Source organism: Vibrio chagasii, from assembly GCF_024347355.1.
In the GTDB taxonomy this organism is placed as follows: Bacteria; Pseudomonadota; Gammaproteobacteria; order Enterobacterales; family Vibrionaceae; genus Vibrio; species Vibrio chagasii.
This window is the reverse complement of sequence record NZ_AP025465.1, coordinates 3,335,817-3,352,122: the sequence shown is the minus strand read 5'-3', so window position 1 is coordinate 3,352,122 and position 16,306 is coordinate 3,335,817. Positions and strand designations below refer to the sequence as shown.

The 16,306-nt window shown below is 45.4% G+C and carries 16 protein-coding genes, 2 tRNA genes, 1 rRNA gene and 1 riboswitch; of the genes, 13 read left to right on the top strand and 6 right to left on the bottom strand.

Annotation, left to right across the window (positions count from 1 at the left end):
- The first annotated feature begins 88 nt into the window (after window positions 1-88).
- The 11 genes from rrf to thiH all read left to right on the top strand — a co-directional run bounded on the left by rrf (window position 89) and on the right by thiH (window position 8,946).
- Window positions 89-204 (top strand): 5S ribosomal RNA (gene rrf / locus OCV52_RS15505).
- Window positions 205-249: 45 nt separating this feature from the next.
- Window positions 250-326 (top strand) — tRNA-Asp (locus OCV52_RS15500).
- A 59-nt stretch (window positions 327-385) separates the two neighbouring features.
- Window positions 386-462: transfer RNA gene (locus OCV52_RS15495), tRNA-Trp, on the top strand.
- 221 nt (window positions 463-683) lie between these two features.
- The gene (locus tag OCV52_RS15490; protein WP_137408778.1) at window positions 684-2,066 is read left to right on the top strand and encodes a multicopper oxidase family protein; all 1,383 of its coding nucleotides are present in this window, start codon (window positions 684-686) and stop codon (window positions 2,064-2,066) included.
- A gap of 100 nt (window positions 2,067-2,166) precedes the next feature.
- Window positions 2,167-2,550 (top strand): fluoride efflux transporter CrcB, encoded by a 384-nt coding sequence (gene crcB / locus OCV52_RS15485; protein ID WP_137408777.1) that lies wholly within the window; start codon window positions 2,167-2,169, stop codon window positions 2,548-2,550.
- A gap of 62 nt (window positions 2,551-2,612) precedes the next feature.
- A riboswitch (TPP riboswitch) is annotated at window positions 2,613-2,711 on the top strand.
- A 128-nt stretch (window positions 2,712-2,839) separates the two neighbouring features.
- Window positions 2,840-4,789 carry a phosphomethylpyrimidine synthase ThiC gene (thiC, locus tag OCV52_RS15480; protein WP_137408776.1) on the top strand — a complete coding sequence of 650 codons (1,950 nt, stop codon included), beginning with the start codon at window positions 2,840-2,842 and terminating at the stop codon, window positions 4,787-4,789.
- On the top strand, window positions 4,789-6,081 hold the full coding sequence (locus OCV52_RS15475) for a thiamine phosphate synthase (protein ID WP_137408775.1): 1,293 nt from the start codon (window positions 4,789-4,791) through the stop codon (window positions 6,079-6,081). The genes thiC and OCV52_RS15475 overlap by 1 nt, the downstream gene beginning before the upstream one ends.
- The gene (locus OCV52_RS15470) at window positions 6,071-6,853 is read left to right on the top strand and encodes a HesA/MoeB/ThiF family protein (RefSeq protein WP_137408774.1); all 783 of its coding nucleotides are present in this window, start codon (window positions 6,071-6,073) and stop codon (window positions 6,851-6,853) included. Before OCV52_RS15475 ends, OCV52_RS15470 begins: the two co-directional genes overlap by 11 nt.
- The gene (gene thiS / locus OCV52_RS15465; RefSeq protein ID WP_137408773.1) at window positions 6,850-7,059 is read left to right on the top strand and encodes a sulfur carrier protein ThiS; all 210 of its coding nucleotides are present in this window, start codon (window positions 6,850-6,852) and stop codon (window positions 7,057-7,059) included. Before OCV52_RS15470 ends, thiS begins: the two co-directional genes overlap by 4 nt.
- A gap of 2 nt (window positions 7,060-7,061) precedes the next feature.
- Window positions 7,062-7,826 (top strand): thiazole synthase, encoded by a 765-nt coding sequence (locus OCV52_RS15460; RefSeq protein WP_061034301.1) that lies wholly within the window; start codon window positions 7,062-7,064, stop codon window positions 7,824-7,826.
- A gap of 7 nt (window positions 7,827-7,833) precedes the next feature.
- Window positions 7,834-8,946: a 2-iminoacetate synthase ThiH gene (gene thiH, locus OCV52_RS15455; protein ID WP_137408772.1), complete on the top strand. Its 1,113-nt coding sequence runs from the start codon at window positions 7,834-7,836 to the stop codon at window positions 8,944-8,946.
- Between the two features lie 136 nt (window positions 8,947-9,082).
- Here thiH and OCV52_RS15450 read toward each other — a convergent pair whose 3' ends face one another.
- Together OCV52_RS15450 and OCV52_RS15445 are read right to left on the bottom strand one after the other, a co-directional pair.
- On the bottom strand, window positions 9,083-10,873 hold the full coding sequence (locus tag OCV52_RS15450; protein WP_137408771.1) for an aminopeptidase P family protein: 1,791 nt from the start codon (window positions 10,871-10,873) through the stop codon (window positions 9,083-9,085).
- Between the two features lie 122 nt (window positions 10,874-10,995).
- Window positions 10,996-11,937 (bottom strand): LysR substrate-binding domain-containing protein, encoded by a 942-nt coding sequence (locus OCV52_RS15445; protein ID WP_102424782.1) that lies wholly within the window; start codon window positions 11,935-11,937, stop codon window positions 10,996-10,998.
- Window positions 11,938-12,038: 101 nt separating this feature from the next.
- Between OCV52_RS15445 and OCV52_RS15440 the strand changes: the two genes are divergently transcribed.
- Window positions 12,039-13,238 carry a multidrug effflux MFS transporter gene (locus OCV52_RS15440; protein WP_198779058.1) on the top strand — a complete coding sequence of 400 codons (1,200 nt, stop codon included), beginning with the start codon at window positions 12,039-12,041 and terminating at the stop codon, window positions 13,236-13,238.
- 103 nt (window positions 13,239-13,341) lie between these two features.
- Window positions 13,342-13,623, top strand: coding sequence for an H-NS-like global regulator TsrA (gene tsrA / locus OCV52_RS15435; protein WP_004741210.1), 282 nt, complete (start codon window positions 13,342-13,344; stop codon window positions 13,621-13,623).
- A 70-nt stretch (window positions 13,624-13,693) separates the two neighbouring features.
- Here tsrA and OCV52_RS15430 read toward each other — a convergent pair whose 3' ends face one another.
- The 4 genes from OCV52_RS15430 to OCV52_RS15415 form a co-directional block, all read right to left on the bottom strand.
- Window positions 13,694-14,152, bottom strand: coding sequence for a DoxX family protein (locus OCV52_RS15430; RefSeq protein ID WP_008221525.1), 459 nt, complete (start codon window positions 14,150-14,152; stop codon window positions 13,694-13,696).
- A 1-nt stretch (window position 14,153) separates the two neighbouring features.
- Entirely contained in the window at window positions 14,154-14,921 is a 768-nt protein-coding gene (locus OCV52_RS15425) for an HvfC/BufC N-terminal domain-containing protein (protein WP_102424780.1), read from the bottom strand.
- A complete protein-coding gene (bufB, locus tag OCV52_RS15420) occupies window positions 14,918-15,772 on the bottom strand; it encodes an MNIO family bufferin maturase (RefSeq protein WP_105025931.1) in 855 nt (284 codons plus the stop codon). Before bufB ends, OCV52_RS15425 begins: the two co-directional genes overlap by 4 nt.
- A 79-nt stretch (window positions 15,773-15,851) precedes the next feature.
- Window positions 15,852-16,112, bottom strand: a complete 261-nt coding sequence (locus OCV52_RS15415; RefSeq protein ID WP_004741206.1) for a BufA1 family periplasmic bufferin-type metallophore — start codon at window positions 16,110-16,112, stop codon at window positions 15,852-15,854.
- Between the last annotated feature and the right edge of the window lie 194 nt (window positions 16,113-16,306).

Sequence of the window (16,306 nt, the reverse complement as noted above, 5' to 3'; positions counted from 1 at the left end):
AGGGGTTTTGATGGACTCAAAGATACAAACGCTTGAATGAGTTTGATGAGACAACACTTTTAATAAGCTTTCCGAATTTTAAAATTTGCTTGGCGACCATAGCATTGTGGACCCACCTGATTCCATGCCGAACTCAGAAGTGAAACACAATAGCGCCGATGGTAGTGTGGGGCTTCCCCATGTGAGAGTAGGACATCGCCAGGCTTTAAATTATGAACGACTTGTCAGCGACGACAAGTAGTCCACTGCGGAGTGGTAGTTCAGTTGGTTAGAATACCGGCCTGTCACGCCGGGGGTCGCGGGTTCGAGTCCCGTCCACTCCGCCACTTATTCGATGACCTCGCTTAATGCGAGGTTTTTTCGAATCTAAAGTACAAAAAGCTTTAGGGGTGTAGCTCCAATTGGCAGAGCAGCGGATTCCAAATCCGCGTGTTGGGAGTTCGAATCTCTCCACCCCTGCCACATTAATAGGCTCTAGCAGAAATGCTAGAGCCTTTTTGCTTTTCACCGCTCCAAATTCCAGTCAACAATTCCCTCGTTTCGCTAGTTCTGATGAAACAGTGTAAGTGCTTACTTATCTCAGCCTCGTTTATTAATATCCAAGCCACAAACTTCATTTCTTTATGAGAATTATTCTCAATATTTTGTTACATTTTGGTCGTTATTACTAAAAGGCTACAAATATGGACATCTCTCGTCGTAAATTTATTCAATCATCTCTCGCTATATCTGCACTTACAGTCCTTCCTGCTTGTTCTATGAAGAGGTCGGTTGATGAGAAGGGAGGGTATGTTTACGACTTAACTGCTGAGCCTTCTACTGCTGAAATTGTACCTGGATTTACTACTAACGTTTTGGGGTTCAATGGTCAGATCCCTGCGCCAACAATTCGTTGTCGACAGGGCGACAAAGTTACGATTCATTTCACTAATAAATTATCAGAACCAACCACAATTCACTGGCATGGTTTAAGAATCCCTATAGAAATGGACGGAGTGCCTTTCTTGAGTCAGCCACCAATTATGCCCGGTGAAACGTTCGTCTATGAATTTACGCCACCAGATGCAGGCACGTTCTGGTATCACCCACACATGAACAGTGTTAAACAACTTGGTATGGGCTTAGTCGGTCTAATTGTTGTTGAAGAGAGCACACCAGTTCAGTTCGATGAAGAGCATGCTTTGATGCTTAAACACTGGCACCTTGATAAACAAGGACAGTGGAAGGACTTAATGATCCCACGTCTTAGCGCTCGTATGGGGACTCCTGGGGAGTGGAGCAGTGTTAATGGAGTACATGAGCCTACTTATCAACTAAAGCAACATGCAACGACTAGGCTTCGTATAGCTAATGTCGATAACACAATCACTTATCCTATCGCTGTTGAAGGTGTAGAAGCATGGGTTATTGCCATAGATGGTAACCCGATAAAAACACCTTATAGGTTGACTGAACATAAAATCGGTCCAGGTATGCGAGTTGACATAGGACTGATTGCTCCAAAGGCTGGCAAGCGAGTGAATGTTCTGCAAATGAAGGGACGTTTTCCTTTTTCCTTGTGTGAATTTGAAGTCGTAGATTCCACGCTCATAGAAGGCAAAGCACTTCCTTTGTTGCCTCTGAATCCAGTACCTAAGTTAGATCTCGCGAATGCAGAAGAGATCGATTTTGTGTTTGAGTGGGAAGGGGCGGTGTCGCCGGTTTCTAAAGATGGGAAATCCATGCCTAAGTTTTGGCTGACAAATAAAAGAGCCTGGGAAGGAATGAGTAAAGACAATATTCCGGACCCACTCGCTACATTAGAGTTAGGCAAAACCTATATATTCGATCTTAAGAATGTTACTCAATACCATCATCCAATCCATATTCATGGTCATACGTTTACGGTACTTGAGTTAGATGGCAAAAAAATTGAAGAACCTTTTCACACAGATACTGTGTTACTTGGAAAGAACGGTCGAGCTAAAGCAGCATTTGTGGCAGATAACCCCGGACGTTGGATGTATCACTGTCATGTGATTGAACATATGAAAACAGGACTGATGGGTTATATCGAAGTTAAGTGACACCTGTAACGTTTAATATTTGCGCATACATTCTTAGTTTCCACCCTCGCTTTTATCGGCGTTAAAGCTAGAATATAGGGATTATTGTTAGGGAGGATTCATGGGTCAGTTATCTATTCTTGGTTTTATCGCTATTGGTGGCGCTTTTGGTGCTTGTTCACGTTATCTGATTTCCGAGTTATGCGTAGTGATGTTTGGACGAGGTTTTCCTTATGGTACGCTAACTGTTAACGTGATTGGCTCTTTGATTATGGGATTACTGATCGCCGCGTTCGAAAATGAGATGGTTGCAACTGAACCCTGGAGACAGATTATTGGCTTGGGCTTCCTTGGTGCCTTGACTACATTCTCCACTTTTTCGATGGATAACGTGCTTCTTATGCAGCAAGGCGCATTTTTCAAGATGGGGCTTAATGTTCTGCTTAATGTAGTACTCAGTATTTCAGCCGCATGGATCGGCTTCCAACTTTTGATAAAGTCTTAAAACTTTCTTACGATTTGTTAACAACTCGGCTTGGTTTCTCCAAGCCGTTTTTATATACTCGATCGTACTTGTCGGAGTGCCATATGGCTGAGACCGTTAACTCGGGATCCGTTGAACCTGATCAGGCTAATACCTGCGAAGGGAACAAGAGTAGATATCTAACTAGAATCCCTCTAGAGATCTATCACCAGATCACAACTGTATTTCTTACCGTGATCCCTCTTGTAGCATCAATCCGTCAAGCATTTTTATCCCAATAAATAATGGCTAAAAGCCAAGGAAAAATGCTATGTCGAGTCGTAAACAAGCAAGACTGGAAGCGAAGAATTTCATCGATTCTTTATCAGTACAACCTTATCCAAATTCAAAGAAAGCTTACATCCAAGGTTCTCGAGAGGACATTCAAGTCCCAGTTCGAGAGATATCACTTGCTGATAGCCTTGTTGGTGGTACCAAAAAAGAGCCTGTATTTGAACCTAATGCACCTATTCACATCTATGACACCTCTGGTGTTTATACCGACCCAACGCACGAGATAGACCTTTATAACGGCCTTCCAAAGCTAAGAGAGCAGTGGATCGAAGAGCGTGGTGATACCGAGCTATTAGATGATGTTAGCTCTGTTTATACCAAAGAGCGCCTAGAGGACGAAACCTTAGACGAGCTTCGTTACGGAAACCTGCCTAGAATTCGTCGTGCGACTGGCGATCAATGTGTGACTCAGTTGTACTATGCTCGTAAGGGGATTATTACCCCTGAGATGGAATACATTGCGATTCGCGAGAATATGGGGCGTCAGAAGTTCGCAGATGAGCAACTGAACCACCAACACCCTGGTCATAACTTTGGCGCAAACCTACCGAAAGAAATTACCCCTGAGTTCGTGCGTAAAGAGGTTGCTGAAGGTCGAGCAATTATCCCTTCAAACATCAACCACCCAGAATCAGAACCTATGATTATTGGCCGAAATTTCTTAGTTAAGGTGAACGCCAATATCGGTAACTCTTCTGTAAGCTCTTCGATTGAAGAAGAAGTTGAGAAGTTAGTTTGGTCAACCCGCTGGGGCGGCGATACAGTGATGGATTTGTCGACTGGTCGAAATATTCACGAAACACGAGAGTGGATTCTACGTAATAGCCCAGTGCCAATTGGTACTGTTCCTATGTACCAAGCACTTGAGAAAGTGAACGGTGTTGCTGAAGACCTTAACTGGGAAGTGATGCGTGACACCTTAATTGAGCAAGCAGAGCAGGGCGTCGACTACTTTACGATTCATGCTGGCTTGCTTCTTCGCTATGTCCCTATGACGGCTAAGCGTGTTACCGGAATTGTCTCTCGTGGCGGTTCTATCATTGCTAAATGGTGTCTTGCTCATCACCAAGAAAGCTTTCTATACACCCACTTCCGCGAGATTTGTGAGATCTGTGCGAAGTACGATGTAGCACTTTCATTAGGTGATGGCCTGCGTCCGGGCTCTATTGCTGATGCCAATGACGAGGCTCAATTTGCTGAACTTCGCACCTTAGGTGAACTGACGAAAGTGGCGTGGGAATATGACGTACAGGTGATAATTGAAGGCCCTGGACATGTACCAATGCACCTTATTAAAGAGAACATGGACGAGCAGTTAGAGCACTGCCATGAAGCGCCTTTCTATACATTAGGCCCGCTTACTACAGACATTGCCCCTGGTTTCGACCATATCACCTCTGGTATTGGTGCCGCGATGATCGGTTGGTATGGCTGTGCGATGCTTTGTTACGTGACCCCAAAAGAGCACTTAGGCTTGCCAAATAAAGAGGATGTTAAGACTGGCTTGATTACTTACAAGCTAGCGGCGCACGCTGCTGACTTGGCAAAAGGGCATCCAGGAGCACAAATCCGTGATAATGCGCTTTCAAAAGCGCGCTTTGAATTCCGTTGGGAAGACCAATTTAACTTAGCACTAGACCCTGATACAGCCCGTTCTTTCCATGATGAAACCTTGCCACAAGAATCAGGTAAGGTCGCACATTTCTGTTCTATGTGTGGACCTAAATTCTGTTCGATGAAGATTTCTCAGGAAGTGAGAGAGTATGCTAAAGACACAGAACAAGTAGCCTCTGATCAGGCTATCGAGATCAAGATGCTAGACAATCCGCTGGAAGGGATGCGTCAAAAATCACAAGAGTTCCGTGATACTGGCTCAGAGCTTTACCACCCAGCCGTTGGTGCGAAAGAAGCTCAACTAGAGGAATAATGACAGTGAAAATTCTGATCCCATCTCAATATATTGAGTTAACGGGAGAGGTTCAACACTGTCTATTGGTTGCTAAGCGACAAGGCTTAGCAACTGATGCAGTTGAGTTGGGTGTCAGCCCAACTCAATACTTCTCTATCGTTGATTCTCAACACTCACTTACTATTGGCTTTGCTTCTGATGTCGCATCAGTTGAAGCGGAGCAGCTAGGCTCACTTGACCATATTGTGATTTATGACGAGCCGTTATCGCTGGCAGATGTTCGCGATGCTTTAGCGCAATACCCTAATACGATATACGTTGGTGTAACCAATGACGCTGCCGTGTTAGATATTTGGTCACACTTAAACGCTAATCGAGCTATTAAAAGTATTAACCCCGATCATCAAGCCATAGATAGCCGCCATCACTTTGCGTGGTTACTAATGTTATTGGCTCTAGATTTTCCATTAGAAGACGCACTGGTTCTCGCACGCGCTGCGTCTAATGTTTCACGTGGAACATGGCCAAGCCACTACCAAGGGTTTCCAACTCCGGTTTTAGAAGACAAGAGTTTAGGCATTAGTGTTGGCTGGGCCCATCAAGGAACGTCACTTTCATTCCCTGATTTGACTAAGAAAAGCCTCGGGCTTTACCCAGTTGTCGATGATGTTGATTGGATTGAAAGGCTCCTTAAGCTTGGAATCAATACGGTACAACTGCGAATCAAGAACCCTCAGCAAGCTGACTTAGAGCAACAAGTCGCACGATCGATCGAACTTGGTCGAGAACATAACGCTCAGGTTTTTATCAATGACTATTGGCAACTTGCACTCAAACATGGCGCTTTTGGTGTTCACTTGGGACAAGAGGATATTGAAGAATCGAACCTTTCCCAACTGAGCCAAGCGGGTATTAAGATCGGCCTATCGACACATGGATACTATGAGTTGTTACGCATCGTTCAAATCAACCCAAGTTACATCGCGTTAGGACATATCTTCCCAACAACCACAAAACAGATGCCATCAAAGCCGCAAGGTCTAGTGCGTTTAGCTCTTTACCAGCAGCTTATCGATACCATTCCATACAGTGAAGTGCTTGTCGGTTATCCGACCGTGGCTATTGGTGGGATTGACCAATCGACGGCAGAGCAGGTATGGGATTGTGGTGTCTCGAGCCTCGCGGTAGTGCGTGCAATTACGTTGGCGGAAGATCCCAAAGCGGTTATTGAGTTTTTCGAAGCTCTTATGAATGGCAACTCTTCAACCTTTACTGAAGAGGTTCGTCAGGAGTTAAGCCATGCTGAGTGACTTTGAATTTGTACGCTATCAGCGCCAAATCGCACTGCCTGAAATTGGTGAACAAGGACAACGAAATCTACTAAACGGTCATGTGTTAGTTATTGGTTGTGGTGGTTTGGGGAATGCTGCGACTCTTTATCTAGCAGCGTCTGGCATCGGAAAAATCGTGTTGGTTGATGATGATTGTGTCGGCTCATCCAATCTACAACGACAGGTCGCGTTCAAAGAAAGCGATCTTGGTACAGCTAAAGTCGATGCATTGAAACTGCAACTGAGTGAGTTAAATGGTAGAAGCCAAGTTAGGACCATCAACAAGCGAATGGCCGAAAGCCAGTTAAAGCTTGAAGTGATGCTAGCTGATGTTGTGTTGGACTGTACCGACAACTTCGCCACACGCCAGCAAGTTAACCAAGCGTGTTTTGAGGCTAACACACCATTGATATCAGGCTCCGCAATTGGTTGGAAAGGTCAATTTATTGTCTTCGATTATCAAAACCAGCAGGGCTGTTACCACTGTCTTTTCCCGTTTGACCACCATCCACAAACAATGCGTTGTAGTGATAGTGGCATCATTGGGCCTGTCGTCGGGACTATAGGAAACCTCCAAGCTCTTGCTGCTATTCAGCACATTAGCAGTGGCGAGTTTCAAGTGGCGACACATCAGCTCAAGCTGTTCGACGGTAAGACTATGAACTGGCAAAACCTAATGGTCACGCAAGATATCGAATGTCCGGTGTGCAATTCGTCAGTGACCAATAATTTAGAAGAAGAAGCACTATGAGCAACATCACTATTTCAATAAACGAGCAACCAGAGCAGGTCGCGCAATCATCTTCTCTTGCAGATATTATTCATTCGCTTTCGCTACCTGACTTAGGGTGTGTATTCGCTATCAATAACACGGTTGTCCCGCGTAGCCAGTGGCAACAAACCATCGTCAATGAAGGCGATTCTATCTCTCTTTTTCAAGCTATTGCAGGGGGCTAACCATGTTAACCATCGCAGATAAAACATTCCAATCACGTCTGTTCACTGGCACAGGTAAGTTCGCCAACAAGCATTTGATGGCGAGTGCTATCGAAGCTTCAGGTTCTCAACTGGCAACCATGGCACTGAAGAGAGTCGATATTCGTTCTGAGCAAGACGATATTTTACAGCCCATTATTGATGCCGGCGTAAATCTACTTCCGAATACCTCTGGGGCTAAGAACGCGAAGGATGCCATCTTTGCTGCGCACTTGGCTCGCGAAGCTCTAGGCACAAATTGGCTCAAACTGGAAATTCACCCAGATCCAAAGTACTTGATGCCAGACCCAATTGAGACATTAAAAGCGGCTGAGCAACTGGTTAAAGATGGCTTTGTTGTGTTGCCATACTGTCATGCTGACCCAGTGTTGTGTAAACGATTGGAAGAGGTGGGTTGTGCTGCGGTTATGCCGTTAGGTGCGCCGATTGGGTCGAACAAAGGTATCGCTTCGGCGGACTTTTTAGAGATTATTATCGACCAAGCGAACGTCCCTGTGATTGTAGATGCGGGTATTGGTGCTCCATCACATGCGGCGCGTGCAATGGAGATGGGTGCTGACGCTGTGTTAGTTAATACTGCGATTGCTGCTTCTCAACAGCCAGTTGAAATGGCGATTGCCTTTAAGTTGGCAGTGGAAGCGGGGCGTATGGCTTACCTTGCAGGTCTCGCTGGTCAGGTATCTCATGCGGTTGCTTCCAGCCCGTTAACCTCATTCCTAGACGAGTAGTATTGCCATGACGTTTGTTGATCGATTTAAACAACTCAACTGGGATGACATTGGTATGTCGATCTTCAGTAAAACGGCAGAGGATGTTGAACGTGCTCTGAGTAAACCCAAACGCGACTTAGAAGACTTTAAGGCTTTGATCTCTCCAGCGGCAGAACCTTACTTAGAGCAGATGGCGCAACAATCGTTGGCACTCACACGCAAGCGATTCGGCAATACAATGTCGTTGTATATTCCATTGTACCTTTCAAACCTATGTGCGAATGCGTGCACGTATTGTGGCTTCTCAATGGAGAACCGTATTAAGCGTCGCACACTTACTTTGGATGAAATCGATGCTGAAAGTGCCGCTATCAAAAAGATGAAGTTTGATAGTGTACTGTTGGTGACTGGTGAACATGAAACCAAGGTCGGGATGAAGTACTTCCGTGAAGTGCTACCGAATATTAAGGCACAATTTAACCATCTTGCGATGGAAGTGCAGCCGCTTGATCAAGATGACTACGCAGAGCTTAAAACTCTCGGATTAGATGCGGTGATGGTTTACCAAGAAACCTATAGCCCAAGTACCTACGCGGAACACCACTTGCGTGGCAATAAAATGGATTTTGAATACCGGCTCGAAACGCCTGATCGTTTGGCAAAAGCGGGTATTGATAAGATAGGTATTGGTGCTTTGATTGGTTTGGAAGATTGGCGTACCGACTGTTTCTTCGTGGCCGCTCACTTAGATTATCTTGAGCGTACTTATTGGCAAACACGTTACTCGATTTCACTCCCACGTCTTCGTCCGTGTGAGGGTGGTTTGCAGCCTAAATCTATTATGAGTGATAAGCAGTTGGTACAACTTATCTGTGCCTATCGCTTATTAAACCCTGAAGTTGAGTTGTCTCTTTCGACTCGTGAGTCAGCAACGTTCCGCGATAACGTGTTGCCGTTAGGTATCACTAGCATGTCTGCCGCGTCAAAAACTCAACCTGGTGGTTATGCTTCAGGTGAGGAAGAGCTTGAGCAGTTCGAGATAAGTGATGAAAGAAGCGCAGCTGATGTCGAGGCTATGATTCGTCAACGTGGGTTTGACCCGGTATGGCGAGATTGGCATAGCGCTTACTCAGGCTAACTTGCAGCTTGGCTGATGTTCCACGTGAAACATCAGTGATGTGAAAGCGACAAATAAAAACGGCTACCTTTAGGTAGCCGTTTTCGTATCTAACTTAGCTAAACTGGTTTGACTAAGTTACCTATCTATTTAGGCATTAAGCGTGAGCTAGTGGCGTTGTTGCTTGGCGTAGCCACTCTAACGTATCACCTTCAACTAGTGGGCTAACATCGTTCCACACCTTTTGGTGGTAATCGTTTAGCCATGCAAGTTCCGGGCGTGTCAGTAGATCGACGTTGATGTTGCGCTTGTCGATAGGGCAACGTGTTAGCGACTCAAATGTTAGCACTGAGAAGTCACCTTGAGTTGGAAGCTCAACAACCAGCTCTAAGTTTTCGATACGGATACCAAATTCATCGGCACGGTAGTAACCCGGCTCATTTGATAACACCATACCTTCAACAAGAGGGACATCGATTAGCTTCTTAGAGATGCTTTGCGGACCTTCATGAACACTTAGGAAGTGGCCAACGCCGTGACCAGTACCGTGGTCATAGTCGAAGCCTTCTGCCCATAAGTGCTGGCGCGCTAGGATATCCAGTTGGAAACCACGAGTATCTTGTGGGAAGCGAGCGCGTGCAATACCGATGTGGCCCTTAAGTGCAAGAGTGAACTGTTGAATCATTTCTTCGCTTGGTTGGCCAATTGCGATAGTACGTGTGATGTCGGTTGTGCCATCTAGGTATTGACCGCCTGAATCGACTAGGTACAGAGTGTTCATCTCTAGCTGACCCGGCTCAGGCTGGTTCTCATGGTTGTAGTGACACATGGCTGCGTTTCCGCCTGCCGCTGAAATTGTGTCGAAACTTAGGTCCATTAGGGTTGGATCTTGCTCACGGAATGACTGTACTTTGTCTGCTAGTACCGCTTCGTTGTGCAGATTACCTTGCGCCACTTCTGCATCAATCCAAGATAGGAATTTTGCCATCGCCACGCCATCACGGATGTGACACGCTTTCATGCCGGCAATTTCTGTTTCGTTCTTCGCGGCTTTTGGCATTAGGCATGGGTCGGCTGCTTCAATGATATGAGCACCGGCGTTTTGGAGAACAAGCGTGTACCAAGCATTGCTTGTGCCTGAATCAACAGACACATTCTTACCTTCTAAAGATTGAAGGCGGGCTTCAAGCTCAGATGGGTGAGAAACACGAATACCATTACCAACGTGCGCTTCAAAGCCTGCAGGGATACGAACTGGGTCTAAGAAGAAATCGACACTTTCATCGGCGTGAATGATTGCATTAGATAACACAACCGGCAGACGAGATACGTCTAAACCACGAATGTTGAGTAACCAGCAGATTGAATCCAGCTCAGTAAGGATAGCGGCATCAGCGCCTTTGGCTTTTAGTAGGCTTGCAATTTCTGCGCGTTTGCTTTCACTTGATTGGCCTACGGCGTCGGTTGTCATTAGGCGAACATCAGATACTACAGGCTCAGGACGATCAGACCAAAGTTCATCAATTGAATTCGAAGATAGTGTTGTTAGTTCAACTTTCTCTGCCAGTTTAGCTTGAGCGCCTTTCAGCCAAGCCGCCGTATGCATGCGTGGGTCGAATGCAACTTTACTGCCTTGCGCTAGTGAATTGATGATCCAATCTAAAGCCGGTTCTTCAATAAGGTGGCGATACTCAAATAGCTCACCAGGTACTTGTTTACGAACCTGGACGGTATAGCGACCATCAACAAAAATAGCCGCGTTTTCGCGAGTGATAACAGCCGCACCTGCAGAGCCAGTGAAACCGGTTAGCCAGTGAAGTCGCTCGTTGTGAGCTGGAACGTATTCACCTAGGTACTCGTCTTCATGTGGAATGATAACAGCATCTAAGTGGTTTGCTTCAAGCCAAGCTCGAACCGCAGTAACGCGTTCCGCAGTGATATTGTGCATCTGTGTTTATCCTTATTGTTAGGGTCCTTGTTAACACTCACAGCCGATATACCTGTGAGGGGACTTATTAGGTCAATAAGCTAGCGCTTTTGTTCGTTTGCTGCAAACGCTGTACGCCATTTTTATCTGAGGTGCAGAGTTTTTTCTTTGATGATATCTCGCAACCAAGTTAAGGCTGGGTCGTTTTCTCTATCACGGTGCCAAAACAGAGTGTAAGCCATTGGTGGAAATTCCATTGGCAGAGGCACAACCACTAAGTCGAGCTGCTTCGCAACCAGATGAGTGAAGTGGCTTGGTGCGGTAAATACAAAGTCGGTGTAGGTACACAGGCTTGCGGCACTGTTGAAGTCGGGAACAGAAATAGCGATATCACGTTGATGACCAAGGTCGGCAAGTTTGTAGTCGAGTAACCAACGATCATTACCATCACACCTTACTTGAACATGACGTTGTGCCAGATAGGTTTCCAGATCCCATTGACCACTCAGAGCAGGGTGGTTGCGTCTCAATACACACATCTGTGCATCTCGGTAGATCTCTTGTTCGCAAATATCATCTGGCGGCAACATGGTTAAACGCGCGTCGTTGATGTCGATGTCTTTACCCGTGAGGCCGATATCGAGTTCACCAAGCTGTAATTTCTTAAAGGTTTGCTCCGTCCAAGCGTGAGTGTTGATATTTACCTTCGGTGCTTGGCGAAAAATCGCAGGTAAGAAGTGAGGAAGAATCAACGGGTAGACACTTTCAACCGCTGCAATGTGAAAACTGTGGTCACTGTTGTTGGGAATGAATGTCTCCGGTTGGGTAAGCACATCAAGTTGATTGATCAGTGTTTCCAACCGTGGCTTAAGGAACACTGCTTTTGGTGTCGGGCGTAGGCCGTGTGCACTTCGCGTAAAAAGAGGGTCATTAAATTGTTCGCGAAGTTTGGCCAATGATTTACTCACTGCTGACTGGCTCAGGCACAATCGATGTGCAGTGCGTGTAACACTCTGCTCTTCCATTAGCACCTGCAAGCAAACTAGTAGATTGAGGTCGAGGCGCGATAGTTTCTCGATATTCATGTGAGTTTCCTTATTGGAATAATGCTAATGATTATATGCCATTTTTGTTCATATCTTTAGTTGGTTATTATGCACCTAAATTAACTCATCCGGAGAATCTTGTGCCTTCTAACGCGCTTCCAACCCCTAGTAAACTGCAGGTTGCTTTATTGGCAATGCTGGTTCTTTTTAGCCCTTTGGCTATTGATATCTACCTGCCAGCTCTGCCACAGATTTCGACAGCGTTTCACGTGGAACATGCATTAGCACAAGATACGATCACTTGGTTTTTGTTTGCTATGGGTGTCGGCCAACTATTTGCCGGCCCTTTGGCGGATAAGCTAGGACGTCGAACCGTTGCATTGGGAGGTGTTAGTATCTATGCATTGAGTGCTTGCTTGGCGTGGGCAGCTCAATCGATTGATATGATGCTAATAGCTCGGCTGCTACAAGGCTTAGGAGCTTGTGCGACTTCTGTGGCAGCCTTTGCAACGGTTCGCGATCTATTTGGTCCAGAGAAGAGTGGCCGAATGATCAGCTACCTTAATGGCGCTATTTGCTTTATTCCTGCATTGGCACCGATTCTTGGCGCTTGGTTAACTCATCAATTTGGCTGGCGTTCGAACTTTAGCTTTATGACAGGCTTCGCTGTCGTTGTCGGTACTATCTTATTCTTCCGAATGAAAGAATCGAACCCGGCGATGGAAAAGGTAGCGGTGTTCAAACTAGAGCGCTACTGGTCTATATTGAAAACACCTTCATTCCTTTTTCACGCCACTTTGTGTTTGATGGCGATGGCTGTGATCCTCGCTTATGTAACCTCAGCACCGGTTGTATTGATGGAAAACCTCGGTTTGACTATGAAGGAATTTACTTTTTGGTTCAGTTTTAACGCGGTATTCAATATTGCCGCTGCGTTTACCGCACCAAAATTTATGGACCGTTTTGGGACTTATAAAACTCTTGTTATCGGTATTTTAATGCTCGGTCTAGCGGGTGTGATAATGTTGCTACTTGCTCGACAAAATAGCCCGATTGCTTTCATGTTTCCTATCTTCCTGTCATCTGTTGGCTTCGCTTGGGTTCTAGGTACATCTGCGGGAAAAGCATTGGAGCCATTCGGTGATCGTGCAGGGACTGCATCAGCTTTGATTGGTTTGTTTCAAATGAGTGGTTCTGGACTACTTGTTGGTACAGTGCAGCGTCTTGATTTAAATTCCCAAGAGATATTTGCATTACAAACATTCTTCTTTGCTCCAGCATTGTTAATCTTATTTAGTAAGGCAGGCAAGTCATGGCATGCAACATTTGCAAAAGCATAAGCAATAAGGGTAGCAAAATATACAAATGGCGGTTTGCGAAATGTTAAAACATGGTATATTGGTCATATATTGAAACGTAAGTCCCCAACGGAAAAATACTGTAATGTCATTAACAACCTATGAAATGGCGCGCGTCTTAGAACAAATGGAAGATGCACCTGAAAAGGTTATGTTTGGTAAATTGCTTAAAGAGCTAGGGAACCAAAGTGAAGAGCGTATTCGCAGTGCGGCAAAACAAGTTCCAATCGATACTTTACGAGATATCATCTACCAATTTCAGCGTGTGGTAGAGTCTCGTAAAGGTGAGCAAGTTCAGCTATTAGCAAAAGAGCTAGCAGAGCAAGGCATCTCGGCTGAAGAGCTTCAGGCTTTTCTAGAAAAGTAAGCTTACCCCAGTTAAAAAAGAAACCACTCAATTGAGTGGTTTTTTGCGTTTGGGGTTATCGATCTTTTAGTTAGCCTCTGAATTGCGCTTTCAAAACTCTATCTAATGAAAACGGTCCAGCACCCCATACGATGACGATAAGAATCATCAATCCCCAAAGTTGATGGTCGTAGAAGCCTTGGTCCCACAGTACTGGGTAAGACACGACAGCAATAATGTTGAAAACAAAAAGTGCGGCGGCCATCGGGCGTGTTAACAAACCAAGCGCTAAGAATACCGGTAGGATTAATTCAGCAGCTGTTCCCATATAGGCCGCTAATTCCCACGGTAATAGAGGCACCTGATATTCCAATTCGAACAAGTAGAGGGTGCTATCCCAGGTCGCTATCTTGGTCAGCCCAGAGTTGAAGAATACCCACGCCACCCAAAGGCGACAGAAAAGAAGCAGCACTGGGACGAAAAGTGCCTGAGATTTCTCAATCAAATTGTCGTATTGAGCCATCATGTTTGTGACTGTGTTGTTATCCATATTATGTCTCCAATTCATCATTGATTGAAAAACCTGAGATGACGTTGAGCGCCATGACAGCATTCAGATGTTGCAGTAGCGAAGGCGTTACTTCTCCGAGCGCTTTACCAGATTGAAGCTCAATGAGCAGTTGGTGGCACTCCTTGGTTAGGCTGTGGCTTTCGAGCTGTGAATTCTCGGCTCGGATTATTATTCCAAGCTCTGCGCGATTGATGTCTAACCCTTCCAGTTGCTGTTGGTCGATAGCGTGTTCAAGCGCTATTACGGCATAGTAAGAATCGAATAGCGTTATCGAACCCTTGATGTGGAAAACCAAGGCGCCTTGCCGCTCTTGTGGCACGGAAGCTAAACAGGAGAGTGGCTGTTGATGCGGGGGAGTTGCACATGCGAGTCTCGCTAAACTGTCCTTTTGCCATTCATAGCGTGCCACTTCACTAAGGTAAGGTGCAGCCTCTACAACCGAAGGAAAGGCTTGTATGGTTTGTTCGAAGTGCTCGCCATAACCACTGACATCTCCAGAGGTCGATGGATAACTAAGAACATGTTGACGCGCCATTTGTTGGAAGCACTCTTCACCAACTAACACCTCAGTCAGTGGGTAAGTCGCAGCGAGAACTTCGCTTAAGCTAATAACAAAGTTATTGCGGTAAATTTGAATGCGTTGCTGATCGCTAAAATGATCGCTCACGATGTCGCAGTGCTCACCGTCATTTTGATAGCGCAGGGCATTCGCAAACTCGGATTGAACATCCGCTAGGGAGTAGCTCATGAGGCGCGACTCCTTTGATTGTCATGTTGATACAGCTTTTCACTGGCTTTGGCAGCCTCTGCCAATAGAATTTGTGGCTCTGGAATATCTAAATCCCACTCAATCAAGGTATAGCGAGAGCCATGTTGCTCTATCCACTGAGTGTAAAGTTGCCACACTTCATCACAGACCGGTTTGCTGTGCGTGTCTATCCAAATCTCACCTTGCTCGAGCTTCTTTTTGGTAAAACCTGCCAAGTGAATCTCTTCCACTTGGTTGGCTGGTATGCCATTTAGATACTCTTCACAGCTAAAGCCATGATTAAACGATGAGACGAAAATATTATTGAAATCGAGCAGTAGGCGACACTCGGTACGCTTTTGTACCTCAGCCAAAAACTCCCATTCTGGAATCGTTGAGTGCTTGAAGGCAAGGTAGCTTGATGGATTCTCAATTAACATAGGACGTTGCAAACTGTCTTGAACCTCGATGACGTTACGGCAGAAGACGTCCAACGCTTCTTCGGTATAAGGTAGTGGTAGCAGGTCATTGAAGTAGTGACCGCCAGTTTGGCTCCAACTCAAATGATCAGAAACCAAGAAAGGTTCGATATCATCAATAAGTGTTTTGAGTTGCAGTAAGTGCTGTTGGTTGATTCGTTCAACAGAACCAAGAGACAACCCTACACCATGACAACTTATGTGGTGATGATTACGAATCTCTCGGAGTTGTTGGCGCTGTGAAGAATGGGGTAAGAAGTAGTTTTCGCTGTGAACCTCTAACCAACTTACCAAATCAGAATTCTGGCTGAAGAAATCTAAGTGCGGTGTTCTAAGGCCAACCCCTGCATTGGGGTGAAGAGTTTGAGTCACAACGATTCTCCTAATGGGTAGTGGAGGTGAGCTGGTATTCAGCTCACCATACTGAGTGGTTCAGTTATGCCCTCAGGCACTATGATGATTGAGTGCTACCACCAGTTAACTTGCCACATAGCCCTTTAGGAACGACCACGAATGCATCGGATTGGTTGTCTTCTTTTGCTGTACCAGCACATGAACTTGTTTTAGTTGCACAGTCATTTTGGCCAGCTTTTGATACGCCATAGCATTTTTCTTTCGCTGCTGCTTCCGCAGGTGCTGATGTAAGAACGGCACCGCCAAACGCTAGTACACTTGTGATTGCAGCTGTAACAGCAAGATTAGAATTTTTCATAGTCATTCCCTCTAGACTTAATAGTATTTACACATCGCAGGTTAATGAGTTGTTAACTTGCTTACTAAAAGGGATAGGAACAACCCGAAAATAATTTCACAGTATTATAATAATTATCAAAATAAGTGATAATTTAGCTATTAAGTGTTTGATTAGGTGATGTTATTTTTTGATGGTTTTTTCTTCTTAATATT